Origin of the sequence: Actinophytocola oryzae (genome assembly GCF_004364325.1) — a bacterium.
Taxonomy (GTDB): Bacteria; Actinomycetota; Actinomycetes; order Mycobacteriales; family Pseudonocardiaceae; genus Actinophytocola; species Actinophytocola oryzae.
In genome coordinates this window covers 36,517-60,539 of record NZ_SOCP01000015.1, presented here as the reverse complement: position 1 = coordinate 60,539, position 24,023 = coordinate 36,517, and the positions used below count along the sequence as shown (strand labels likewise).

The 24,023-nt window shown below is 71.7% G+C and carries 21 protein-coding genes and 1 pseudogene; 5 read left to right on the top strand and 17 right to left on the bottom strand.

Annotation, left to right across the window (positions count from 1 at the left end):
- Positions 1-3 precede the first annotated feature (3 nt).
- From CLV71_RS33040 to CLV71_RS33025, 4 genes are all read right to left on the bottom strand, one after another.
- The gene (locus CLV71_RS33040) at positions 4-801 is read right to left on the bottom strand and encodes a hypothetical protein (RefSeq protein ID WP_243866899.1); all 798 of its coding nucleotides are present in this window, start codon (positions 799-801) and stop codon (positions 4-6) included.
- Positions 802-881: 80 nt separating this feature from the next.
- Complete coding sequence (locus CLV71_RS33035; RefSeq protein WP_243866897.1) at positions 882-2,189, bottom strand: hypothetical protein; 1,308 nt, start codon at positions 2,187-2,189, stop codon at positions 882-884.
- 26 nt (positions 2,190-2,215) lie between these two features.
- Positions 2,216-2,452 (bottom strand): DUF6403 family protein, encoded by a 237-nt coding sequence (locus CLV71_RS49615; protein ID WP_341771695.1) that lies wholly within the window; start codon positions 2,450-2,452, stop codon positions 2,216-2,218.
- Between the two features lie 178 nt (positions 2,453-2,630).
- Complete coding sequence (locus tag CLV71_RS33025) at positions 2,631-3,890, bottom strand: glucarate dehydratase family protein (RefSeq protein ID WP_133906814.1); 1,260 nt, start codon at positions 3,888-3,890, stop codon at positions 2,631-2,633.
- Between the two features lie 57 nt (positions 3,891-3,947).
- On the opposite strand from CLV71_RS33025, the gene CLV71_RS33020 reads away from it, so the two are divergent.
- A complete protein-coding gene (locus CLV71_RS33020) occupies positions 3,948-4,412 on the top strand; it encodes an NUDIX hydrolase (RefSeq protein WP_133906813.1) in 465 nt (154 codons plus the stop codon).
- 343 nt (positions 4,413-4,755) lie between these two features.
- Positions 4,756-6,168, top strand: a complete 1,413-nt coding sequence (gene rox / locus CLV71_RS33015) for a rifampin monooxygenase (protein ID WP_133906812.1) — start codon at positions 4,756-4,758, stop codon at positions 6,166-6,168.
- 10 nt (positions 6,169-6,178) lie between these two features.
- On the opposite strand, the gene CLV71_RS33010 is transcribed toward rox, so the two are convergent.
- Positions 6,179-6,976, bottom strand: a complete 798-nt coding sequence (locus tag CLV71_RS33010; RefSeq protein WP_133906811.1) for an MBL fold metallo-hydrolase — start codon at positions 6,974-6,976, stop codon at positions 6,179-6,181.
- An 85-nt stretch (positions 6,977-7,061) separates the two neighbouring features.
- Between CLV71_RS33010 and CLV71_RS33005 the strand changes: the two genes are divergently transcribed.
- Complete coding sequence (locus CLV71_RS33005; protein WP_243866896.1) at positions 7,062-7,559, top strand: winged helix-turn-helix transcriptional regulator; 498 nt, start codon at positions 7,062-7,064, stop codon at positions 7,557-7,559.
- Here the strand turns inward: CLV71_RS33005 and CLV71_RS33000 are convergent.
- The 5 genes and pseudogenes from CLV71_RS33000 to CLV71_RS32985 all read right to left on the bottom strand — a co-directional run bounded on the left by CLV71_RS33000 (position 7,540) and on the right by CLV71_RS32985 (position 14,384).
- Positions 7,540-7,854, bottom strand: a complete 315-nt coding sequence (locus CLV71_RS33000) for a YciI family protein (protein ID WP_133906809.1) — start codon at positions 7,852-7,854, stop codon at positions 7,540-7,542. The two genes, CLV71_RS33005 and CLV71_RS33000, sit on opposite strands and share 20 nt — an antisense overlap.
- A 140-nt stretch (positions 7,855-7,994) precedes the next feature.
- Entirely contained in the window at positions 7,995-8,234 is a 240-nt protein-coding gene (locus tag CLV71_RS49610) for a hypothetical protein (RefSeq protein ID WP_243866894.1), read from the bottom strand.
- A gap of 170 nt (positions 8,235-8,404) precedes the next feature.
- Positions 8,405-8,650 (bottom strand): annotated as a pseudogene (locus CLV71_RS50740) (PadR family transcriptional regulator); the annotation flags it as partial.
- 9 nt (positions 8,651-8,659) lie between these two features.
- A complete protein-coding gene (locus CLV71_RS32990; RefSeq protein WP_166664361.1) occupies positions 8,660-10,531 on the bottom strand; it encodes a DUF2339 domain-containing protein in 1,872 nt (623 codons plus the stop codon).
- A 571-nt stretch (positions 10,532-11,102) separates the two neighbouring features.
- A complete protein-coding gene (locus CLV71_RS32985) occupies positions 11,103-14,384 on the bottom strand; it encodes a S8 family serine peptidase (protein WP_133906806.1) in 3,282 nt (1,093 codons plus the stop codon).
- A gap of 89 nt (positions 14,385-14,473) precedes the next feature.
- Between CLV71_RS32985 and CLV71_RS32980 the strand changes: the two genes are divergently transcribed.
- Positions 14,474-15,415, top strand: coding sequence for a helix-turn-helix domain-containing protein (locus CLV71_RS32980; RefSeq protein ID WP_133906805.1), 942 nt, complete (start codon positions 14,474-14,476; stop codon positions 15,413-15,415).
- Positions 15,416-15,422: 7 nt separating this feature from the next.
- Here the strand turns inward: CLV71_RS32980 and CLV71_RS32975 are convergent, their stop codons facing one another.
- The 5 genes from CLV71_RS32975 to CLV71_RS32955 form a co-directional block, all read right to left on the bottom strand.
- Positions 15,423-16,508: a carboxylate-amine ligase gene (locus CLV71_RS32975; protein ID WP_133906804.1), complete on the bottom strand. Its 1,086-nt coding sequence runs from the start codon at positions 16,506-16,508 to the stop codon at positions 15,423-15,425.
- A gap of 61 nt (positions 16,509-16,569) precedes the next feature.
- Complete coding sequence (locus CLV71_RS32970) at positions 16,570-16,899, bottom strand: PH domain-containing protein (protein ID WP_133906803.1); 330 nt, start codon at positions 16,897-16,899, stop codon at positions 16,570-16,572.
- Between the two features lie 44 nt (positions 16,900-16,943).
- Entirely contained in the window at positions 16,944-17,714 is a 771-nt protein-coding gene (locus CLV71_RS32965) for an HTD2 family dehydratase (RefSeq protein ID WP_133906802.1), read from the bottom strand.
- Positions 17,711-18,847 (bottom strand): CaiB/BaiF CoA transferase family protein, encoded by a 1,137-nt coding sequence (locus CLV71_RS32960; RefSeq protein WP_133906801.1) that lies wholly within the window; start codon positions 18,845-18,847, stop codon positions 17,711-17,713. The genes CLV71_RS32965 and CLV71_RS32960 overlap by 4 nt, the downstream gene beginning before the upstream one ends.
- Positions 18,844-19,980 (bottom strand): acyl-CoA dehydrogenase family protein, encoded by a 1,137-nt coding sequence (locus CLV71_RS32955; protein ID WP_133906962.1) that lies wholly within the window; start codon positions 19,978-19,980, stop codon positions 18,844-18,846. Before CLV71_RS32955 ends, CLV71_RS32960 begins: the two co-directional genes overlap by 4 nt.
- Positions 19,981-20,095: 115 nt before the next feature.
- Between CLV71_RS32955 and CLV71_RS32950 the strand changes: the two genes are divergently transcribed.
- Positions 20,096-21,484, top strand: a complete 1,389-nt coding sequence (locus CLV71_RS32950; protein ID WP_133906800.1) for a serine/threonine-protein kinase — start codon at positions 20,096-20,098, stop codon at positions 21,482-21,484.
- Here the strand turns inward: CLV71_RS32950 and CLV71_RS32945 are convergent.
- Both CLV71_RS32945 and CLV71_RS32940 read right to left on the bottom strand, forming a co-directional pair.
- Positions 21,481-22,560, bottom strand: a complete 1,080-nt coding sequence (locus CLV71_RS32945; protein WP_133906799.1) for an acyltransferase family protein — start codon at positions 22,558-22,560, stop codon at positions 21,481-21,483. The two genes, CLV71_RS32950 and CLV71_RS32945, sit on opposite strands and share 4 nt — an antisense overlap.
- Before the next feature lie 60 nt (positions 22,561-22,620).
- Positions 22,621-23,922: a ferredoxin reductase family protein gene (locus CLV71_RS32940; protein ID WP_243866892.1), complete on the bottom strand. Its 1,302-nt coding sequence runs from the start codon at positions 23,920-23,922 to the stop codon at positions 22,621-22,623.
- Between the last annotated feature and the right edge of the window lie 101 nt (positions 23,923-24,023).

Below are 24,023 nucleotides of genomic sequence, written 5' to 3'. Positions count from 1 at the left end.
CCATCAGGACTTCCGCCTGGGCTTCGCCGGCCGGTCCGCCAGCCGGTCCGCCCGCTCGGACAACACCCTCACCCGCTCCACCAACCCAGGCCCCACCTTCCCCTCCTGACCGGCGATGTCCGCGGCCAACGCCGCATAGTCCGCCGCCAACCTCCGCTGCTCATCCGACACCGGACGCCGATCCAACTCGATGATCCGCTGCGCCAACACCGCCGCCTTCGCGTTCAACGACACCCGCGCATCCGACAACGCCTCACCCCCACCCGAACGACCCGCCGCCAACCGACCCACCCGACGACCCACCAAGAACACCGCCACAGCCCCACCGACCACCGTCAACACCGCAGCCACCGCCAACACATACCGAGGCGCCGACGGCTCGATCGTGCGCGCACCATCCGGCACCACCCCCGCCTTCACCAACGCGTCATAGTTGACCGCCACCACCTTCACCGCCTCCAACGGCCGATCCACGAACTGGTCCGCACCACCAGCCACCGCGTTCTCCGCCACGAACGCCTTACCGAACGCGTCACCCTCGTCGTCGTCCCTCACCAGACTCGAACACCCGTAGTGATCCAACTCGTCACCCTCGGGCTGGAAGAACATCACCAACGTCCCCGCCGCCGCGTCCTCCGTGTCCTCACACGCCTGCGACAGATCCGCGCCCCCATCGAGGAACACCACCACCAGACGCCGATTGCCCACCACCCGCTCCGCCGCCCCCACATCCAGATCGATCCCCGGCGCCGCATACACCGACGACGTCCGAACACGCCCGGCCAGCTCACCGTCGAACAAACCCGCCGACCACGCCGCCCAACCCGCCAACACCAACAACCCCAACACCGCCGCGGCGAACGGCGTACGCACCGAACGACTCAGCCACGCCACGACACACCACCCGCCAGATAGTTCACCGGCCGGTACTCGGCACGCCCCAACCCACGCGCCACCGAATCCAGATCACGCTGCGCATCCGACAACAACCCCGCCACATGCCGATCCGGCAACCCCTCCGCCAACGCCGACCGCGCCGCCTCCAACCTCCCCAACGCCCGCGTCAACCCAGGCGCATGAGACAACGACGACAACTCGACCGCCAACGTCGTCAACCCCGCCAAACGCCCCGGCGGCCTACGCGGCGGCGCCTTCGACCCCAACACCGACCGCACCGACAACACCAGGAACACCAACACACACAACCCGAACAACCACGGCAACGCAGGCAACGCCACCCGCAACGGGTCATACGGCTGATACGGCAACGGCCGATCGAACAACCCCGCAAAACGGACATCGGTCACCGAGTTCAGATACGTACCCAACACCGCACCCTGCGGATACGCATACGTACTCAACCGGCTCCCGAAACGCGCATAGAACCCCGCACCCACCACCTCCGCGAAATCACCCGCGAACGGCCCGTAGTACGCCACCCAGTCCCCGTACATCACCACGACCGGCACACCCGGGAACGCCTTCACCAACGCAGGCCCGTACTCCGCCACCGGCTGCCCGAACGGCTGCACCGGAAACGCCGCCACCAGCGGCCTCCGCCCCCCGAACGCCGTATCCGCACCCCCGGGCAACCCACCCAGCGTCGCCCCCGCAGCCACATGGACCCCGCCCGCACGCAGATCCGCCACCACCGGAGCCACCTCACCCGCACTCGGCACCCGCCACGAGAACAAATCCACCTCCGGCGGAGCCGACTCCTTCCGCTCCGACGCCACCAACGACAACAACAAACCCGTCACATCACCAGTCGCGAACACCCCACGCCACGACGCCAGATCATCCGGCGCCGCCCCGTACACCGACCCCGAAACGTCCAAACCCAAGATCCGGATCGTCGCCGCCTCCACATCACGAACCTGATCCTGCTGCCTGTCACTCAACCCAGGAGGAGCCACCAGAATGCGGATGTCCGCACCACCGATCGCCCTCTCCACCCGCCCCGTGTCCCAGTACGCCACCGAACCCGGCAACCGAACCACCCTGTCCCTCCGCACCATCGCCGTCATCTCCTCCACCGACGGCAACCCCACCCCCGACCACTCGCCCGCATCACCCTCCCGCACCGCGTCCTTCCCCGACGGCGACCTCGCATAACTGACATCCACATCCCCCTGCGTCTGCGACAACAGGAACACCACCACCAACACCACCGCCGCCCCCAGGAACACCCACCGAAGACCCCGCCAACGCCCGGTCACCCCGCGACCCCCCGCCACAACGCATCCGCCCGCGACGCACAGTCAGCAGCCTCCTCCGCAGCCGCCACCCCACCCCGATGCGCCGCCAGCAGCACCGCACGCGCCAACAACTCCTCAGCCCCCGGCAACTCACCCCCAACCGCATCACGACTCACCGACGCACTCTCGATCGCCGCACGCGCCGCCGACCACGCCGTCCGCCGACGCAGACCCCGATCCCGCGCCCACGGCACATACGCGACCACGAACCCGGCCACAACCAGCACCAACACCCCCACCACCCACACCAGCCAGGCCACAAGCGACTCCAGAAATCTCGGTTACCCGATTCTGCCCGACGCCCACGACACAACCCCCACGGCGTCCACAAAGGTCACAGACGCCGCCACCACCCCCACCGGTTCCCCACCCTCACCACCGAGGCGGCACCGGATCAAACCCCGCATCACACACCCGCCGGTAGTAACCCGTGTCATCCCGCTCCCTCAACCCACACGCCACATACCGCTCATGCAGCCGCGCCAACGCGTCCCGATCCAACTCCACCCCCAACCCCGGCCCCGTCGGCACCGGCACCGCCCCACCCTCGAACCGCAACACCCCCGGCACCACCACGTCGTCCTCCACCGCCTTCCACGGCCAGTGCGTGTCACACGCATACGACAGGTTCGGCGTCGCCGACGCCAGATGCGTCATCGCCGCCAGACTCACCCCCAGATGCGAGTTCGAATGCATCGACAGCGACAACCCGAACGCCTCACAGACCCCCGCCAACACCCGCGACCGCCCCAACCCACCCCAGAAATGATGATCCGACAGGATCACCTGAACCGCGTCCACCTCCACCGCGGGCCGCAACTGGTCGAACGCCACCACACACATGTTCGTCGCCAATGGCATCGGCGCCTCCCGCGCCACCCGAGCCATCCCCGCCACCCCCGACGTCGGATCCTCCAGGTACTCCAACACCCCCGCCAACTCCCCAGCCACCCGAACCGCCGTCCCCACCCCCCACGCCGCGTTCGGATCCAACCGCAACGGAACACCCGGGAACTCCCCCGCCAACGCACGAACCGCCGCCACCTCCTCCTCCGGCGGCATCACCCCACCCTTCAACTTGATCGCCCGAAACCCGAACTCCCCCACCATCCGCCGCGCCTGCGCCACCAACTCGTCCGGCCCCAACGCCTCACCCCACCCATCCGGCTCCCCACCCGGATGACCCGCCCACTTGTAGAACAGATACGCGCTGTACTCCACCCGATCCCGCACCGCACCACCCAGCAGATCACTCACCGGCCGACCCACCAGCTTGCCCTGAATGTCCAGACACGCCACCTCGAACGGCGACAACACCCGATCCGCCCCACTGCTCCCCGTGACCATGCCCCCCATCCCATGCCCACCCACCCCGTCATCCAGACCACCCCGAACCCGACGCGCCAGCTCATGCACATGCCACACGTCCACACCCCGCAACGCCTCCGCCGCGACACGCAACCGCGCCAGATGCCGAGCATCGCCGTAACTCTCACCCAACCCGTACGTCCCGTCCTCGGCCACCACCTCCACCACCGACCGCAACGCGAACGGCTCATGCACACCCACCGCGTTCAACAACGGCGGATCCCGAAAAGCCACCGGCGTGATGTGAACCTCGTCGATACGCACCCTCGGAGTCTAGGAGCGGGCGGGTACCCCACGAACCACGCCAATAAGGTGCTCGACATGCCCAAGACCAGCGCCGCACTGCTCCTGTTCCGCCGCCGACCCACCCTCGAGGTCCTCATCGCACACATGGGCGGACCGTTCTGGGCACGCAAGGACAACGGCGCCTGGTCCATCCCCAAGGGCGAGTACACCGACGAGGAACCCCTCGCCGCCGCCAGACGCGAGTTCGCCGAGGAGATGGGCTCACCCGCCCCCGACGGCACACCCATCCCACTCGGGTCGGTCAGGCAGTCGGGCGGGAAGGTCGTCACCACCTTCGCCGTCGAAGGCGACTTCGACCTCGACGAGTTCCGCAGCAACACCTTCGAGCTGGAATGGCCCCGCGGATCCGGGCGAATGCAGCAGTTCCCCGAGGTCGACCGCGCCGAATGGGTCACCGTCGAGGTCGCGCGGGACAAGCTCGTCAAGGGTCAGCTCCCGGTGCTCGACGCCCTTCGCGACCACCTCTCGGACCCCTCCTGACCGGCCCTCCCCCCTCTCTTGCCTTCTGTGGGTGGGTCCGGCTGGTGGTGCTGTCGGGCCCCCACGGCCAAGCGGCCCAAATATTGGACATCTTTATAGTTACTAGTTGATTTTTGTTCCGAAGCGTCGGGGGAGTGATGGGTGGGTTGTGAAGGGGCCGTGGCTCGGAAAAGGGTTGGACGGGTGGTGGTCGGGCTTGTAGCTTGCCGTTGACCGTGACACCGCCCGAGGAGGTGAGGCCCGTGAACGCTGTAGCGATGTGGGTGCTCCCCCTGCCTGTCACGGCCGGGCGACTGACGTAGGTGTCGCCGGGAGCGCCTCGACTCCCGAAAGGCAACACCTGATGTTCGACGTGATCATTGTCGGGTGCGGTCCGACCGGCGCCATGCTGGCCGCCGAGCTGCGGCTGCACGACGTGCGGGTACTCGTCCTGGAGAAGGACCCCGAGCCCGCGTCGTTCGTCCGCATCGTCGGTCTGCACATGCGCAGCATCGAGCTGATGGCGATGCGCGGACTGCTGGACCGCGTTCTCGAGCACGGCAGACGGCGGCCGGCCGCCGGGTTCTTCGCCGCCATCGACAAACCCGTCCCCAAGGGCCTGGACTCCGCGCACGCCTATCTGGTGGGCATCCCCCAGCCCGTCATCGTCCGCCTCCTCGAGGAACACGCGGTCCACCTGGGTGCGCGGGTCCGGCGCGGTTGTGCCGTGGCCGGGCTCGAACAGGACGACGAGGGCGTGACCGTCGAGCTGACCGGCGGGGAGCGGCTGCGTTCGCGTTTCCTCGTCGGCTGTGACGGTGGGCGCAGCACGGTGCGCAAGCTGCTCGGCGTCGGGTTCCCCGGCGAGCCGTCGCGGACCGAGACGCTGATGGGTGAGATGGAGGTCGGGCTGCCGCGGGAGGAGATCGCCGCCAGGGTGGCCGCCGTCAGCGAGACCCACAGGCCGTTCTGGGTCAGGCCCCACGGCGAGAAGGTGCACAGCGTCGTGGTGCCCGCCGAGGGCGTCCGCGACCGTGCGGAGCCGCCGACCCTCGAGGATTTCCGGCACCGGCTGCGCGCCGTCGCCGGCACCGACTTCGGGGTGCATTCACCGCGGTGGTTGTCCCGATTCGGGGATGCCACCCGGCTGGCAGAACGGTACCGGGTGGGGCGGGCACTGCTGGCGGGCGACGCGGCGCACATCCACCCGCCCACCGGCGGGCAGGGGCTCAACCTGGGCGTTCAGGACGCGGTCAACCTCGGCTGGAAGCTCGCCGCACAGGTCCGGGGCTGGGCGCCGGAGGCGCTGCTGGACACCTACCAGGCCGAACGTCGCCCGGTCGCCGAGGACGTGCTGGACAACACGCGTGCCCAGACGGAGCTGCAGTCCGCCGAGCCGGGGGCGCGGGCCGTGCGCAGGCTGGTCAGCGAGCTGATGGACTTCGACGAGGTGAACCGGCATCTGATCGAGAAGATCGCCGGGATCGGGATCCGGTACGACTTCGGTGCGGGTCCGGACCTGCTCGGCCGCCGCCTGCGCGACCTCGACGTGAAGCAGGGGCGCCTCTACGGTCTGCTGCGTCGCGGCCGTGGCCTGCTCCTGGACCGCACCGGTCGCCTCACCGTCGGCGGCTGGGCCGACCGGGTCGACCAGCTCGCTGATCCCACCGCGGCGCTGGCGGTTCCGTGCGTCCTGGTACGCCCCGACGGCCATGTCGCCTGGATCGGCGACGACCAGCGGGACCTGGACGTCCACCTGGCCCGCTGGTTCGGCTGAGGTCGTCGCGCTAGCTTCTGCGGGCCAGGCCCTGGCGTTGCCCTTCGTGTGCGTCGAAGACCCAGTCGAACGCGGCGAGCCGCGGGTCGGCGGGTGTCTCGCCGTCACGAAGGGCACGCACGTAGGCGCGGTCCTGGTCGATCCGTGCCCGCGCCTGGTCGGCGTCGCCGACGGAGCCGTGGCCGGGGACGACGACGTCGACCTCGCCCGCGACGGCGTCGAACAGTCGCAGCGCGGCGAGGTAGTCCTCGACCGGGTCCGCGGTGCCGTTCAGGTCGAGGATCGGGATCAGCAGGTCGGAGAGCATGTCGCCCGCGACGAGGACCCCGCGGTCCTCGACCAGCAGCGCCGCGTGGCCCGGGGCGTGCGCCGGGTGCTCGATGATCCGGACTCGGGGACCGTCCCAGGGGACCGAGGTGGCGTCGGCGGGCAGCCCGGTGATCAGGCCGAGGAGGTCCAGCGGCACCTGCTCGACGATGTCCGCCGGGATCACGGTGGCGACGCGGGCCCTGAAACCCGGGTCCGACAGCCGGTCCCGGACGGCGGCCGCGCAGCGGGCGGTGCCGTAGCGGGGTGCCTCGCCGAACCCGGCGCGCCAGAGCAGGTGGTCCCAGTGGGGGTGCGTCGAGAAGCCTGCCACGACCGGCTGGTCCAGCTCGCGGAGGTCGTTCACGAGGCAGTCCAGCTCGTGGCCCAGCACCCCCGGGTCGACCAGCAGCACCCCGGCCCGGCCCCGCACGACGACGGCGTTGCTCTGGCAGAACGCGCTCTCGTGGACGAGCACGCCGTCCGCGACCTGTCTCAGCACGGCAGTCCTTCCGCTTGCGATTGACAACCACTTCGCTGTGGGAACGTAGTGCCAGCGGTTGTAGGATGCAAGCAGTATGGGAAGAGTGCAGGAGCCGCGGTCGGGGTGCCCGATCAACGCCACCGTCGAGGTGTTCGGTGATCGCTGGAGCCTGCTCGTCCTGCGCGACATCGTCTTCGGGGACCGCCGCTACTTCCGGGAGCTGCAGGCCGGCTCGGAGGAGGGCATCGCCTCGAACATCCTCGCCGACCGGCTCAGGCGGCTCGTCGAGCTGGACCTGCTCACCCGGGAGGACACACGCGCGGGCCAGCGGGCGCGCTACAGCCTCACCGAACCCGCGATCCAACTCGTGCCGGTGTTCGCGCAGCTCGGCAGCTGGGGGCTTCGTCACCGGCCCACCAGCCGCGTGCTGCGTGTTCGTGCCGAACTGCTCGAAGAGGGCGGCCCCGCGCTCTGGGCGGAGTTCATGGACGAACTGCGCCACGCCCACCTCGGCGCCGACCTCCCGCCGAGGTCACCGAGCGTCCGTGAACGCCTGAGGGCGGCCTACCTCGCCGCGAGTGTCAGCCGAGAGGGTCGCTGAGCAGCCCGGCGGCAGGGGCGGGCGCGTAACAGGTGACCGCGTAGTGCCGCACGCCCGCCGCGACCAACGGGTCGAGGTCGAGGGCGCGGCCCAGCTCGGATCTGGAGGTGGTCGCGAAGATCGTCAGGTTGTCGACGGGCACCCGGCTCGGGAGCAGCCACCCGCGTTCCCGTTGGTCGAGGCACCAGAGCAGGTGCTGGTCGACCAGGTCACGGTTGGCAGGCGCGTCCGGACAGAAGTCTCCGCGGTTGTGCCCCAGCGCCACGTACAACCGCTCCGGATCTTCGGGACTCACACCTAGATAGTGCACCACCCGGTGCCGGCCGTGCCGGGACGCCCACGAAAACTCCAGTCCGCCGCGAGCCGACCTTCCTGGCAGCGGACTCGGCGGGTCGGCCCCACGACGGTCGTGCGTGACTGTTCAACGTTGAGTATTCACAGTCGACTGTCGGTTCGGCGCTGTCCACAGGGGTTGCCGAAGGGGTCCGAGCCCGCACGGTTCGTGTGGCGAGGTCGGCGACGCGAACGCGGCTGGTCATCGTCGGGGGTGAGCCGGGCGGCCAGGGACGCCGCCCACCTGGCCTCGGCCTCCTGGAGAGCGGCCACCAGCTCGTAGCTCTCGGCGACGTGGGCTGGGACGCGGTCCTTGTCGGCGCTCCGGACGTCGTCGGCCATGGTGCGGTTGTCGGCGGCCTGGACGCGCAGGGCCTCGGTGCGGCTGCGCAGCGCCTCCCCAGCTCGGCGGGAGGGACGTCCGGGAGGAAGGCCAGGCCCGCGAGCAGCGGGTGGTTCGGGAGGCGGGCCTGCGTGAGGGTCTCGCGCAGCAGGCGGCTGTACTCCCCCTCCCCCGACTCCGTCAGGCGGAAACACGTGCGCTCCGGGCGTGCGCCCTGGCGGTCGGTGCCCAGATTCTCCAGGAAACCCTCACGCACGAGGGTCCTCAGCGCGTTGTAGATCGAGCCGGGGGCGACGTTCGCCCACGACGTCGCGCCCCGGGACAGCAGCGTCCTGCGGACGTCGTACCCGTGCACGGGGCCACCCGCCTCCCGGACGACCCCGAGCACCAGCAGTTTCGTCGAGCCCACGATCATGGGCCAAGGCTACGACCGGGTGCGTGCCGCCACGAGCCTGGCGTACCGGGCGCCCGCGCCGAGCAGCACCAGCCCCGCGACGAGGAACGCCACGACCCTGGCCATGCCGTCGAGCGAGGACAGGTCGAACAGCACGAGCTTCGCGAGCGCCGCGACCACCAGCGACAGGCCCGCGACCCGCGGCGGCACCGAGTCGATGCCGCGCAGCAGCAGGGCCAGCGCGGCGACCGTCCACGACACGGTCACCAGGACGTGGCCGAGCAGGAACCCGTCGCGGCCCGGCGAGACCAGCAGGCCGACCGCGAGCAGCGCGGCCGTGGAGCCGTAGAGCGCGACGAGGCCCGCGGGCACCCAGCCGTGGGGTGCGGTCGTCTCGTCCGACAGGACACCGAGGCGGAACACGGCCCAGCAGAGGGTGATCGCGACGGCCGCGAACAGCGCGCCCGTGAGACCGAGCGACACCGCCGCGGCGACGTCGGTCCCGCCGGGCATCGGGCGTGCGAGCAGGTCCGGCCGTGCCGCGAAGGTGAGCCCGAGGACGAACCCGACGAGCGCGAACAGGCCGGCGGGCAGCAGCGCGGCGCCCAGACGCAGCCGCACGGCGACCGCGGTGAGGATCAGCGCCTCGGCGAGGAAGGCGATGGCGCGGGCGTCGCCGTCGAAGCCGGTGGCGGTGGCCTGGAGGAAGGCCAGTGACGCGATGCCGCCCGCGGCGAGCGCGAACGTCCCGGGCAGCGGCGAGACGCGGCCCAGGACCCAGACACCGAGCAGGAGCACGCCGACGGCGGCGGGCAGGATGGTCGCGCCGAGGCGGGGCAGCAGCACGGCGGCCAGCAGCCCGGGGATGGCGGCGACCAAGAGCACGACGAGCGGGTACTCGTCGTCGGGCCTGCGCAGGGCGGTGGCCGTCGCGAGGACGACGGTGATGCCGCTGGTGACCCCGGCGAGGACCGCGGTGGTCGTGGGGTGCCCGTCGTGGACGGCGAGGCCGATCCGGACGAAGCAGACGATCACCGGTGGCACCGCCGCGGCCAGGAGCAGGCCGTTCCACTTCCTGGCCAGCTGCACCGGGGTGGTGCCGAGCTGCAGCACGAGCAGGAAGCAGAGCAGGAGCGTGCCGAACCCCTCGGCGATGACCGGTGCGGAGACCGCGCAGCAGACGACCACGAACACGGCCAGCAGCTGGGAGTCCCACCAGCCGGCGAGCGCGATCCCGGCGGCGGTGACGACCAGCCCGGTGGCCAGGCCACCCCAGGCGGGGAGAAAGTGGTAGAGGGTCGTGGCGGCGACGACGGCGAGGTAGACCACGGCGATGCCGGTGGCGGCCAGGGCGTAGGCGCCGGTGCGGGCGGTGGGGGTGCGGTGCAGCCAGGTGCCGATGCCGGTGAGGACCAGCCCGAGGCCTGCGCCGAGGAGTACCCGTGGGAGCGGTCCGAGGTAGCCGCGCTGGATGGCGAGGATGAGTAGGAGGACGACGCCCGCGAGAGTGACCGCGCCGCCCGCCCAGGCGAGGATGCGGCTGCCCGCGCCGTCGCGGCTGAGGCGTTCCCAGATGGTCGGGGTCGGCTCGGTCGGTCGGGCGGGTTGTCCGGACCAGAACGGCCGCGGCGGTTGGTGGCTGGCGGCGTGGGCTCCGGGGTAGCCGCCGTACGGACCGGGGAAGCCGGGCTGAGGATAAGGCTGCCCGGCGCCGGGGTGGTGGGGGCCTGCGTGGGTGGCGGCCGTGCTCTGCCGCTCCCCGCCCGCGGGCGGGGCACTCGTCGGGCCCTGCGCGGTGGACGGCGTCGGACCGCTCCGCGGGGAGGTGGACCGGGGAAGGCCGGGTTCGGGGGATGCGACTGGAACGGCGGGACCTGCCGACGTGGGTGGGGTCCCGGGCACGGCTGGGAGGGCGGGACTCGACGGGGTTCGGGGTGCGGAGGGCGTACCCGGCTGGGCCGGCATCGGGGGTATCGGGGTTGGAGCGCCTGATGGGACCGACGTCGAAGAGGGTCGAGGTGTGGCCGGAAGGCCGGGCGCGGTTGGCGTCGGTGGGGTTCCCGACGGCGGCGGGGAGGTCTCGGCCGCGGCGCTGGGTGGGGCCGAGGAGGTTCCCGGCTCGGGGACACCGGATGTGGTTGGTGTCGGCCGAGTTCCGGGGGAGGTTGGCACCCCGGGCGGAGCCGGTGTCTGCGAGGGGGCGGGCGCTGCCACCGAGTGTTGCGCCGCTCCGATGGAGGGCCTCGCGGGTTGCGCCGTTCCCGGGGTGGCTCCTCGGGTCGGCGTCACCGCCGTGGCGGGGGTCAGGGCGTGTAGCTCCACGCTGATCTCACCCAGGCGGGTGCCGACCTCCAGTAAAGCGTCGGCCAGGCGCGGGAGGGACGCCGATATCTGGTCAGCCATACCCGCCAGTACAGCAACGACCCACAGCGGCCGAATCCGTACGACTACTCATGACCGTGTCACGATGCGGTCACCTCACCGGGTAGGCGTCCACCACCGTCTGTTTGATCGTGCGGCCCTCCGCCGCCGACGCCTCCACCCGCACCGACACCTTCTGCCCTGGTTTCGTCACCACGCCCGGAACTATTACGCGGTAGCTGCCGTCCCGGTTGGGGATCACCATGCCCTGGTGCCAGCGGACACCGCGATCGGTCGACGCCCAGAACCGCATCGCGCCCGGCTCCAGCCGGGTCTCCCCCGCCGACCAGGACGTCACGCGGATGCCCATGTCCAGGATCCGCCACGCGGGCAGCCGTCCCTGTCCGTCGGCACCCGGCTGGTAGTCGACGGACAGCAGCCTCGGTTTCGTGTCCCACGCCTCGGGGTCGGTGGGCGCGGCCGACGGGAACGTCCACGCGGTCGACGTGCTGGTCCCTATCGGGAGGCGCTTCGTGTCCGGTTCCGACGTGTACTCCAGGCGGAACATCGCGGGTTCCGGGGCCGTGTCGAAGTACCAGCTGTCGTTGAACCTCGGCTGTTCCACACCGTTGCGGTACAGGCGGAACGTCCGGGTGCCCGCCGCGTCGACGTCGTACAGCGAGCCCTCGTGGTCGCCGTCGGTGAGGTCCACCGGCAGTTCCATGCGGTCCCGGTTGTGCGAGGCCATCGTCACCGCGGGCACCGGCGCGCGGAACCACACCGCTGGCCTGCGCTCCCCCGGCCGGTAGGTGGTCGTCGGCTGGCACAGCACGGCTACTCCTTCCTGGGGGCCCGCGACACACTGTCGCCACCGCACGTCCTTGCTCGCCGTGACCCACTCCGTCCGCCTCGTCGGCGCCGCCAGCGGGTGCACCCACCGCCCCGTCACGTACACCAGGTCGGTGTACGGCTCCTGGTAGGTCTGGTACGAGTCCGGGCGCCCGCCGAGGGACCGGTAGTCGGCGTCGAGCCTCGCGAAGCTCGACGGCCTCACCGTGAACGCGGGTGGGTCCGGCACGTTCGGTGAGCCGAGCACCACCGCGTACCGGTCGTCGCCGCGGGCCAGCTCCCAGTGGGTCTCGAAGGTGGCGAGGCCGCTGCGGACCTTCGGTGTCGGCTGCACGAACACCGTGCCGCGCGCCAACTCCTCGCCGGTGGCGTAGATGCCGTCGCTGATGCCGCCGTCCCGTTCGGCGTCTTGGCGTCCGTAGTGGACGGACATGGTCGACACCGTGGTGCGGACGCCTTCCACCGCAACGGGTTTGAGCTGTTTGGCCCGGCGCGCGTCGATCGTGTACGCGAGGTCGCGGTCCAGCGTCAGCTCCGGGGTGCCCGCGAACGACACCGACTCCGGGGTCCTCCCGGACGCGGGCGTGACCACGCGGGCGATCGCGCTGATCGGGCCGGGGGTCATCCGCGCGGTGCCCCGGCCGTTCTCGTCGAGCTGCAGGATCGTGAAGCCGCCGCCCGTCTCCGGGTTCATCTCGGCCATGTTCCCGAGCCACACGGTCCCGTACGCGTCGGGCTCGCCGCGCCGGTTCAGCACGGTCACCGTGAGGTCCTGGCGGGGTGCCTCGTGGTAGAAGCCCAGCGGCAGCCTGGTCGGCTGCTTTCCCTGCCGTGCGAGGGTCACCGCGCCGGTGTACACGCCGTTCCCGCCGGGGGTGAGCCGGACGGTCACCGACGCGGTGCCGCCCGCGGGCACGGTCAGCGTCGCCGGGGTCACGGTCACCATCCCGGCCGGGGCTCGTGCGCCCGCGGGGTCGGTCTCCTCGTCGGTGAACGACACGGGTTGCGGTGTCGTTGCGTCGTTGGTCAGCTTCAGCGTGATGTCGTGCGTGGTCGCCTTCGCCCCGTACTTGAGGTAGCCGAAGTCGACGTTGCCTCGGTCGAGGTGCAGGGTGTCGGTGAGCGCGCCGGGGATGTCGAGCAGGCCCGCGCCCTCCGCGTACGGGGCCGGGGCGGCGATCCGCGCGTCCGCGGTGGTCATGAGCGCGTTCTTGAGGTGCTGCCAGTCCCAGTCGGGGTGTGCCTGGCGCAGCAGGGCCGCGGCGCCGGTGACGTGCGGGGTGGCCTGGGAGGTGCCGGAGAGCGTGGTGTAGCCGTCGGTGCCCAGCAGCGCGCCGGTGATGTCCACGCCGGGTGCGGTGATGTCGGGCTTCGCGCGGTAGGTCCCGCGCGTCGGGCCCTGGGAGGAGAAGTACGGGGGCAGGCCGGTGGGGTCGGCGGCACCGACGGTGAGCGCGTCGGCCGCGATGCCCGGTGTGCCGATGGTCGCGAACCCGGGGCCCGCGTTGCCCGCCGCGACCACGAACAGGGTGCCGGTGTCCCTGGACAGGGCGTCGAGTGCCTGCGCGGTCGGGTCGTCGCCGTCGCCCGCGTCGCCGCCGAGGCTGATGTTGACCACGTCCGCGCCCTGCGCGGCGGCCCATTCCATGCCTTCGATGAGCCAGGACAGCTGGCCGCGGCCGTCGGCGCCGAGCACCTTGCCCGACAGCAGGCGGGCGCCGTACGCGACCCCCTTGCGTGCGCCGCCCGCCGCCGCCCCGGAACCGCCGATGATCGACGCCACGTGCGTGCCGTGTCCGTGGCCGTCCTCGGCGGTCGGGTCGTCGGTGAAGTTGGCCTGCTGTACGACTTTCCCGCGCAGATCGGGGTGGTCGACGTCGATGCCGGTGTCCAGCACCGCGACGTCCACCCCCGCGCCCGACAGGCCCGCGTCCCACGCCTGCGGTGCGCCGATCTGCGTGAGGTTGCCGTCCAGCTCGGCGGCACGCACGCGCCGGTCCAACCACACCTTCGTGCCACCCGCCGCCCGGTCGAGGGTGGTGGCGAACCCGTTCTTCTTCGGCAACCGCACCGCGGTCGCCCCGATGCTCGACAGTGGCACCGCGTCGCTGCCCGCCGCCCGCGGGGACGCGCCGCCGCGGACGATCACCGGCAGCGTGTCGGTGTCCGCGTCGCCGTAGCCCTGGGCGATCAGGCCGGTGACGTTGAACAGCTCCAGGTCCAGCGTGTCCGGCACCAGGTTCTCCACCGACGCGGGCACGACGTAGAGGTCCGCGCCGCGGCGCAGGGTCGTGAACGAGGTGGGGTGGTCCCCGGTGGGCGTCATGCTCACCCGGGGCTCGCCGGTCGCGTCCCTGCTCAGGGTCGCGGTGTCGCCGGTGATCAGTGTCACCGCAGCGGCCGGCCCGGCGGGAGCCGAGGCCGGGCCGGCCACCGAGGCGGCCGCCGTGGGCGCGGCCGAGACCGCTGACGCCGACACGCCGGCGACAGCGAGGAGACAGGTGAGCACCACCGCCACAGGTGCGGGGAGCCACGGCTGATGCATGGCCCAGTCCTACGGCATCCGAATGGGGCAAGGAACGATTCAGGCGTGGCGTGTTGCCGCCATGGCGGGAACTGGCCAGGATGGCGCGCATGCTCGAAGCTCTGGGCATCAGCAACTTCGCCGAGTCCGTCTACCGCGCGCTGCTCGCCGCCCCGGGGCGCACCGTGACCGAGCTGGCACTCACCGTGGACAAGCCCGTCAAGGCGACCAGACGGGCGGTCACCGAGCTGGAGGAGAACGGGCTGGTCACGCGCGCGCCGGGCCGGCCGGTGCGGTTGCTCGCGGCCCGCCCGGACACCGCGGTGGACCTGCTCGTCGCACGACGCCAGAGCGAGCTGACCGCGTTGCAGGTCAACGCCCGCGCGCTCGCCGCCCAGATGAGCGGCCCCCGCCAGCCGGACGAGCTGCTGGAGATCCTCGTCGGCAGGCGCGCGGTCGGGCACCGCTACACCGCGCTGGTCCGCAACTGCGAACGCGAGCTGCTCGTGATCGACCGGCCGCCCTACGCCGCACCGATCGAACCCGCGGAGGAGGAGGTGTCGACGCGGCTGTCCGACGAGGTCGTGGTGCGTGGCCTGTACGCGCCGGAGTCGCTGGAGCCGCCTGGCGCGCTCGAGGCGGTGCGGCGCGCGATCGAGAAGGGCGAACAGTCGCGCATGCACCCGAAGCTGCCGATGAAGCTCGCGATCGCGGACCGGTCCGTCGCGCTGCTGCCGCTCGTGCTGGAGGACATGCTCGAAAGTGCCGTGGTGGTACGGAAGTGCGCGTTGCTCGACGCGTTGATCGTGTTGTTCGAGATGCTGTGGGAGCAGTCGTCGCCGGTGGTGCCCGGGCCGGGTGCCGCGCCGCCGGACCTGGGGTTGCTGACACTGCTCGCGGCGGGCGCGAAGGACGAGACGATCGCGCGGCAGCTCGGCATCAGTCCCCGGACGGTGACACGACGGGTGTCCGAGCTGCTCGACCAGCTCGGTGCGCGCACGAGGTTCCACGCCGGTGTCATGGCCGCGCGGAACGGGTGGCTCGTCGACTAGCGAGGCGTCAGGCGGGGAGCACGTTCGCCGCCAGTTTCGCGGTCGCCTCGTAGGGGTTGCCCGCCGCGCGTTGGCGGGCGGCGCCGGTGCCGAGCCTGAGCAGTCTGCGGACGCCGCTGGACGCCGTGATCAGGTCGCCGTTGTCCTCCAGTGCCGGGCGGACGGCCGCGAGCAGTTCGCTCACCAGGACGGTCGCGGGGGCCGTGCGTTCCAGCACGGGGTGGATGCCGGGCCCGGACATGCCGTGCCGGGCCGCGGACCACAGCGCGGCGGCGGCCACCTGCTCGCCGATCGCGGGGGCCTCGCGGCCCGCGGCGAGGTCGGCCAGCGCGGTCTGGACCAGCGCCTTCGACAGTGCCGCCTGCAGGACGGTCGACTCGACGTCGACGCCGGTGTCCGCGACGTGCAGCTCGACCTCGGAGCGGCGCGGGACGGGGTGCGCGAGCCAGTGCGGGGCCGTCTCGGCCACCAGGACACCCATCTCGACCAGGCGGGACACGCGCGCCTCGTAGGCGCGGACGGACGCGAAGTGCGGGGGCATCCCGCCCGCGGGCAGGCGGGACCGTTGCGCGTGGCGCCAGCTGGCGTAGCCGGTGTCGGCGCCGTCCTGGTACGGGGAGTTCGCCGACAGCGCCAGGAGGGTGGGCAGCCAGGGGCGCAGGTGGTTGACGACGGCCACCGCGGTCTCCGGGTCCGGGGCGGCGAGCTGGAGGTGGCAGCCGCAGGTCACCTCGGCCACTGCGGCGGCGTAGGTGTCGGCGACGGGCCCGAACTTCGCGCGGGGCGCCGCCGGTCCGCCCATGGCGGCCGTGGCGCTGGGGACGATCCAGGTGCCGGCGGCTCGTGCCGCGGTCGCGAGCCGCATCCGGTTGTGGATCAGGCGTTCGGACAGCTCGTCGAGTCCCGCGCAGCGGCCGGTGCCCGCCTCGAGGCGGGTGGCGAACAGGTCGGCGGTGACGGCAGAGTCGGGGGCGGGTGCGTCGAGGGCGTCGGCGTAGCCGCGGACCTCGTCGGCGGCGTCGGCCGTGCGCCCGGTGCCGGGGTCGACGAGCAGGTACTCCTCGCGGGCACACAAGGCAGGCGTGTCCGCCATCCCCGACCTCCGTCCACGCTCCCGTCCGCGCCCGCCGACCGGTCGTGACCTGGCAACGTGGTCAGTGGGCCAGGTGCGCGGACACGATCTCGACGAACCGGTCCGGGTCGTCCGGGGTGAACGCCGGTCTGACCGGGCTGCCGGTGTCCAGAACGACCAGTGTGTCCTTCTGTGGGCGGCTGCCGTCAAGGGGCAGCCAGTAACCGGGGTGCGCGGTGCCCCAGAGGCGGCCCTTTCCGGACCACCAGCTCATCTCTCGGGTCCACACGCGCCGGATGCGTCGGTAGGGGATGTGTTTGCTCGTCCCGATCGGGAAGTAGTAGCGCCGCAGGGTGACGCCACGGCTGTCGAGAGCTACCCGACCGTCGTCGTAGAGGACGTCCGTGGTCACCCCTCCACACTAACCCCGCCCACGGTTTTCGCACCTCGGGCGAACTACCGCAGCGTGCCCGTCGCGGTGACGCGGCCGGTGCCGTCACGGACGGTCGTGTTTCCCTTGTCCGCCTTGACGATCAGGCCCTGGTGGTCGAACAGCGGGGCGACGAGCCGGTACTCGAGGCGGGTGCCGCCGCCCGCTCTCGCGGCCTCGGCCATCGCGAGGGCCTGCAGCGGGCCGTGGACGAGCAGGCCGGGGTAGCCCTCGACGTCGCGGGCGTAGTCGCGGTCGTAGTGGATGCGGTGGGCGTTGTAGGTGAGGGCCGAGAAGCGGAACAGCAGTGTCGGGGTCACGTCGATGGACCACTCGTCCGCGGTGGGCGGGACCGAGGGGGTCGCGTAGGGCCCGTGCCGTGGGGTGGTGTCGCGGTAGACGAGGTGCTGTTCCTCGTCGACCACCAGCTCGCCGCGCTGGGTGATCCGGTGCCGGGCGACGACGAACGTGAGCGGCCCGGTGCGGCCGTGTTTGTCTTCCACGGACTGGGTTTCCGAGTGACGGGTCGCGGGTTCGCCCACCCGCAGCGGGCCGTGGACCGTGACGCGACCGCCCGCCCACATGCGGTGCAGTCCCGGCGCGGGCGGGACGGGCACGACACCTCTCGTGGGGTGGCCGTCGGGGCCGAGGTCGGCCTGGGCCGGGCGGTCGAGCAGGTAGAGCCAGTGCCACAGCAGCGGCAGGCCGTCGCGTTCGAGGTCCGGGACCGGGACGTCCAGCAGCGCGCCCAGGGCGTGCGCGGGTTCCGGGGTCAGCAGCTCGGTGCGTTCGGTCATTCGGCCACCTCCGCGCGGATCGCCGCCGTGTGCTCGCCCAGTGCGGGGACCGGGCCCATCACCGGGGGCCGGCCGGTGACCTCGACGGGCGGCAGCAGGGCGTCCATCATCCCGCCGGGGACCTCGACCGGACGCCAGCGGTCACGGGCGGTCAGCTGCGGGTGGCGGGTGAACTCCTCGGGGGTGCGCAGGCGGGCGTTCGCGATGCCGGCGCGGTCGAGCTGGTCGGCGACCTGGTCCGCGTCGAGGCCCGCGAAGGCCGCCTCGATGATCGCGGTCAGCTCCGCGCGGTGGGCCACGCGGTCGTCGTTGGTGTGGAAGCGCGGGTCGGCGGCCAGCTCGGGTCGACCGAGGACCGTGTCGCACAGGGTGGCCCACTCGCGTTCGTTCTGGATCCCGAGGAAGATCTCGCCTGCCGCGGTGCGGTGGGGGCCGTAGGGGGCGATCGACGGGTGTGCCGCGCCGGTGCGACGCGGTGGTTCCCCGCCGTAGCGGGAGAAGTAGGCGGGCTGGCTCATCCACTCCCCCAGCGCGTCGATCATCGCGACGTGCAGGGTCGCGCCCTCCCCGGTCCGCTCCCTGTCGTACAGGGCGGTCAGGATCCCGCTGTAGGCGTACATCCCGGTCGCGATGTCGGCGATCGACACGCCGGCCTTCGCGGGTGCGTCGTCGGTGCCGGTGGACATGACCAGCCCGGTCTCGCACTGCACGAGCAGGTCGTAGGCCTTCTTCGTCCGGTACGGGCCCTCGGGGCCGTAGCCGGAGACGGAGCAGTGGACCAGCTCGGGCCGGGCGGCTCGCAGGGTGTCGGCGTCGATGCGCAGGCGCTCGGCCGCACCGGGCACGAGGTTCTGCACGACCACGTCGGCCCTACGCACCAACGCGTCCAGCACGCCGCGGTCGGCCGGGTCCTTCAGGTCCAGCTCGACGCTCTCCTTGCCGCGGTTCAGCCACACGAAGTAGCTGGACTGGCCGTGCACGGTCCGGTCGTAGCGGCGCGCGAAGTCGCCGCCGGGGCGCTCGACCTTGATGACACGGGCGCCGAGGTCGGCGAGCTGGCGGGTCGCGAACGGCGCGGCGACGGCCTGCTCGACCGACACGACCGTGACCCCGTCGAGTGGGTGACCGCTCACGCCGGGTACCGCCTGACCAGCTCGCGGGCGATAACACCCCGCTGGATCTCGTTGGTGCCCTCGCCGACGATCATCAGCGGCGCGTCCCGGAAGTACCGTTCGACGTCGAACTCCGTGGAGTAGCCGTAGCCGCCGTGGATGCGGACCGCGTTCAACGCCACCTCCATCGCCACCTCCGACGCGAACAGCTTCGCCATCCCGGCCTCAAGGTCGGCGCGCTCGCCGGAGTCGTAGCGGCGGGCGGCGTGGTGGGTGAGCTGGCGGGCCGCCTCGAGCTTGGTGGCCATGTCGGCGAGATAGTTGCCGATGGACTGGTGCTGCCAGATCGGTTGGCCGAAGCTCTCGCGTTCCTGGGCGTAACGCAGGGAGTCCTCCAGCGCGGCGCGCCCGACACCCAGCGCCCGGCACGCGACCTGGATGCGGCCGATCTCCAGGCCCCGCATCATCTGGGCGAAACCCCTGCCCTCGACGTCGCCGAGGAGCCGGTCGGCGGGCACCCGCAGGTCGTCGAACGCCAGCTCGCAGCTCTCGACGCCCTTGTAGCCGAGCTTGGGCAGGTCGCGGGAGACGTGGAACCCCCCTTCCAGCAACAGGATGCTCATACCCCGGTGCCTGGGGGTCGCGGCGGGGTCGGTCTTGCACAGCAACGCGACCAGGCCGGCGCGGCGGGCGTTGGTGATCCACGTCTTCGACCCGTTGACCACGTACCCGTCGCCGTCGCGGCGGGCGGTGGTGCGCATGGCCTGCAGGTCCGAACCGCCGCCCGGCTCGGTGAGCGCCATCGTCGCGCGCAGCTCGCCCGTGGCCATCCTCGGCAGGTACCGGTCACGCTGCTCCGCCGTACCGTGGTCGACGAGCAGCTTCGCCACGACGGTGTGGCCGCCCATGGCACCCGCGAGGCTCATCCAGCCCCTGGCCAGCTCCTCGGTGACGGCCGCGTAGCACGGGGTGGACACGCGTGCCTCGCCCCACGGCTCCGGGACCGCCAACCCGAAGACCCCCATGGCCTTCATCCGGTCGACCAGCGCCTCCGGGTAGGTGTTCGCGTGCTCGAGCTCGCGCACCACCGGCCGCACGTCCCGGTCGACGAACTCCCGCACCACCGCCACGATCGCGGCCTCGTCCTCGGTCACACCATCAGTCGCCACACCCCCATCATGACGCGGGGACGATCAGCTCGCGGTTCTCCCGCTCGGGCGACCACGTAGAGTGGCCACTCCTGGCGCACGCGCAGTAGGGGATGGGCGGATGCTGAGACCTGGCACGAAGGTGGGGCCGTTCCGGGTGGTGGAGCACGTCGGCGCCGAAGGCACCATGGCCGAGGTGTACCGGGCGCTCGACGACGCCGACCAGACCTTCGCGCTGAAGCTGGTCCCGGCGCGCGGCACACAGGGAACCCGCGAGGTGGAGACCGTCCGGCGCCTCGACCACCCCGGCATCGTGGCCACGTTCGACGTCGCGAAGTGGGAGGGACGGTTCTGCCTGGTCCAGGAGTGGGTCGAGGGCCGCAGCCTGGAGGTGGAGCTGGCGACGTTCGGCCACCTCGAGGTGGGGCAGGTCGTGGAGATGGGGATCTCGGTGGCCAACGCGCTGGCCTACGCCCACGGCCTCGGCGTACTGCACCGCGACATCAAGCCGTCGAACGTGCTGCACGCCGTCGGCGGCGGCTACAAGGTCACCGACTTCGGCGCGGTGGGCCTGCTCCAGCCGGACGTCGCGCAGACCGACGCGGGCGAGATCGCGGGCACACCCCTGTTCATGGCGCCCGAGCAGGCACTCGGCGCACCGCAGACCGCGGCGAGCGACGTGTACGGCCTCGGGCTGCTGATGTACCGGTGCCTGCACGGCAGCGTCCCCGGCGAGGACTCGGCCGACTACATCCAGCTGCTGTCGAGCAGGCTGTCCACCGAGATCGAGGTGCCGCCCTCACCGCTGCGGGACGTGCTCCTGCGGTGCCTGGCCCGCGAGCCGGAGCAGCGCTACCAGTCGGCGCGCGAGGTGCTCGACGCACTGGTCCCGCTCTCGGGTTACCGGCAGATCAGGCCGCCGTCGTGGACTGGGCCGGCGCCGGGAGACAGAGTGGCGGGGCAGGTCCCGTCGAGTGCGGTGGGCCAGATCTGGCCTCTGCTGGCAGTGCTGGCCGGCGCGTGCGTCGGTGGGGCGGCGCTGGGCTGGCTCGGTGGGTCGGCCAGCCACGACCCGGGGTTCTGGTGGCCGGTCGTCGGCGGCGTGGCGGTCGCCGTGGGGGCGCTGGTGGCGGCCTGGCGGGTCCGTCGACTGACCGGGCGGTCACCGGAGGTCGCGCGGCAGGCGGCGGGCATCCTCACCGGCGCCGGCGAGCGGGACGCGCTGACGAGGTCGATGGTGGTCGAGGTCGAACAGGTCGTCGCGCGGCTGAAGGGGCTCGACGCGCGGTTCCTCGGCCTCACGATGGTGCTGCTGATCCGTGAGGCCGAGGAGGCGAAGGAGTCCGCGGACCGCGTGGCCGCGCTCGCGCAGATGGTGACCCTGATGGAGAAGCTCTCCAAACAGCTCTCCCCCTGGCACGTCCGGCACAAGGAGGCCGTCGCGACGGCCATCGCGATCGTCGGCGCGCTGGTCGGGGTCGCGGGCGTGGTGAGCGGGTTCCTCCATTAGCCCACCACGGGACCACGTTCCCTCCTGCCACGCCACCAGCGTGCGACCGGTCGCTCCACGAACCGGTGTGCCAGCCAGGCGAGGCCGATCATCACGGCCGCCACCACACACACCAGCACCGCGGGCGGCACCCTCCCCTGCCACCGGAACAGCACCGGCGCGCCGAGGTCGAGGTGCAGCAGGTACAGCGGATACGTCACCGACCCGAGCACGACCAGCCACCGGCCACGCAGCCAGGCGAGCCACCCGAGCGCGACGGCCGCGACCAGCGCGAAGCACACCGCCGTCAGCACGACCGCCGGCCACGTCGGCACGACCTGGCCCGGGTAGGCCTCCTGACCGGCGCGGAACCGGGTCGTCGGCACCGACAGCACGAACGACGCGCCGATGATCCCCCACGTCACGAGCGTCGGCCGGAACCGGTACATCAGGTAGCAGCCGACGCCGCCCACGAACAGCGGCGCGTAGTCGGTCATCAGCACGGTGTGGACCACCCCGACACCGTCGGGCACCACGACCTTCGCCACCGCCACCGCGGCGAGCCACGCCACACAGAATCCGACGACCTGGCGGTAGGTCAGGCCCCACCACACGACAAGGGAGAACAGCAGGTAGAACCGCAGCTCCGCCCACAGCGTCCAGTACACCTCCGCGACCGGCGACACCCCGAACGCGTCCTGGAACATCGTCAGGTTGACCAGCGTGGCACCCAGTCCGGCGTGCTGCGGCCTCCACGGCCACACCGCCGCCACCGCCGCGACGACCACCACCGACAGCCAGTACGCCGGGTAGAGCCGCACCACCCGCGACGCCAGGAACGCCCCGACCCCACGGCCCCAGCTGCTCATGCAGATCACGAAGCCGCTGATCAGGAAGAACAGGTACACACCCAGCCAGCCGTAGGCGAAGGTCTGGTCGGGGAACACCTGCGCCGCCGGCCGCTGCCAGACCCGGTCCAGGGTCGTGTAGTGGTAACCGACCACCACGATCGCCGCCACGAACCGCAGGCCGTCGAGCACCTCCAGCCGAGGGCGCGCCACGACCCGGACCCGCGCCGGCATCGTGTCGTGCGCCATTCCCCGCCTCCCCGCCGATCACCGCTTCGCACTACACACGTGGCCCGCCCGCGCGCGGTTTCAGGCCAGGCTGAACTTCTCGGCGTGCACCTGACGGCCGGGCACCCGCAACCGCCGCAGGGCGGCCTCGACGGTGGCGGTCATGGCAGGCGGCCCGCACACGAACACGTCGCGGTCGGCGATGTCCGGGACGAGCGCGTACAGCCGCTCGGGGTCGAAGGGCCGCACACCGTCCGCGGTGCGGCCGGTCAGCAGGAACAGCCGCCCACCCCTGGCCTGCACGAGCCGGCGGACCTCGTCGAGCAGCACGGCCTCCCGCTCGTCACGGACCCGGTACAGCACGATCACGTTGCCGCCGGAGTGCTCCTCCAGCAGCGCACGCACCGGCGTGATGCCGACACCACCCGCGATCAGCACCGTGCCCGGCCTGGTCCGGTGCAGCGAGGTGAACGCCCCGTACGGGCCTTCGAGGTACGCCCTGCCGCCGACCGGCACGTGCCGCAGCCCCGCGCTGGTCTCGCCGACGGCCTTCGCGGTCAGCCGCAGCGAACGGCCGTCGGGTGCCGCGGACAGCGAGAACGGGTTGGCCGGCCACCAACCGTTGTGGCCCGGGAAGCGCCAGATGAAGAACTGGCCCGCCCGCGCACGCAGCTTGTGCAGGTCACGACCGGTGACATACACCGAAACGACCCGGTCCGACTCCGGCACCACGGCCGCGACCCGGAACCCGTGGCGGGCGTTGCGCACGAGCGGCAGCACGAACCGCCCGGCCACGAGCGAGCCGAACGAGAACAGCCACAGCACCCACCAGTAGGCCACCGCGAAACCCGAGGACGAGAACGTCGTCGTCTCGATCAGCTGGTGCACGAACGCCAGACCCAGCACCACGTAGACGAGCAGGTGCAACGCGTGCCACGTCTCGTAGCGCAGGCGGCGCCGCACGCCGCGCATGGAGGTGGCCGCGATGACGACCAGCACGGCCGCGGCGAGCATGCCCATCAGCGACTCCGGCACACCCGCGAACACCACGAAGGTCCTCGTCACGGGTTCGTCGCCCAGCCTCGAGTAGCCGAGGATCACGAGCGTGCCGTGCGTGAGCACCGTCCACAGCAGCGTGAACCCGACCCACCGATGCCACACCGACAGCCGGTCCATCCCGATGCGCCGGTCCAGCCACGGCAACCGCGAGATCAGCAGGAGCTGGCAGAACAACAGCAGGGCCGCGTGCACGCCGAAGAACTTCGCGACGGTCAGGACGCCGTTCTTGCCCGACCCCTCCGTGAAGAACAGCACCTCGACGACCACCACGTTCACGGCGACGAACACCCACATCACCCACCGCGCCACCACGACAGGAGGCACGACACCTCCGCGCGCCTGGACCGTCGCCACCATCGCCCACCTCCGGGTCGCCCAACACGGGTCAGTCAGTGTCCATACATCGGTCCGACGACGGATCTCGT

Excerpts from the sequence above, each read along its gene's own strand:
- CLV71_RS33020 (WP_133906813.1), top strand. The coding sequence starts at position 3,948 with ATGCCCAAGACCAGCGCCGCACTGCTCCTGTTCCGCCGCCGACCCACC.
- rox (WP_133906812.1), top strand. The coding sequence starts at position 4,756 with ATGTTCGACGTGATCATTGTCGGGTGCGGTCCGACCGGCGCCATGCTG.
- CLV71_RS49610 (WP_243866894.1), bottom strand. The coding sequence starts at position 8,234 with ATGGCCGACGACGTCCGGAGCGCCGACAAGGACCGCGTCCCAGCCCAC.
- CLV71_RS32985 (WP_133906806.1), bottom strand. The coding sequence starts at position 14,384 with ATGCATCAGCCGTGGCTCCCCGCACCTGTGGCGGTGGTGCTCACCTGT.
- CLV71_RS32980 (WP_133906805.1), top strand. The coding sequence starts at position 14,474 with ATGCTCGAAGCTCTGGGCATCAGCAACTTCGCCGAGTCCGTCTACCGC.
- CLV71_RS32975 (WP_133906804.1), bottom strand. The coding sequence starts at position 16,508 with ATGGCGGACACGCCTGCCTTGTGTGCCCGCGAGGAGTACCTGCTCGTC.
- CLV71_RS32965 (WP_133906802.1), bottom strand. The coding sequence starts at position 17,714 with ATGACCGAACGCACCGAGCTGCTGACCCCGGAACCCGCGCACGCCCTG.
- CLV71_RS32950 (WP_133906800.1), top strand. The coding sequence starts at position 20,096 with ATGCTGAGACCTGGCACGAAGGTGGGGCCGTTCCGGGTGGTGGAGCAC.
- CLV71_RS32945 (WP_133906799.1), bottom strand. The coding sequence starts at position 22,560 with ATGGCGCACGACACGATGCCGGCGCGGGTCCGGGTCGTGGCGCGCCCT.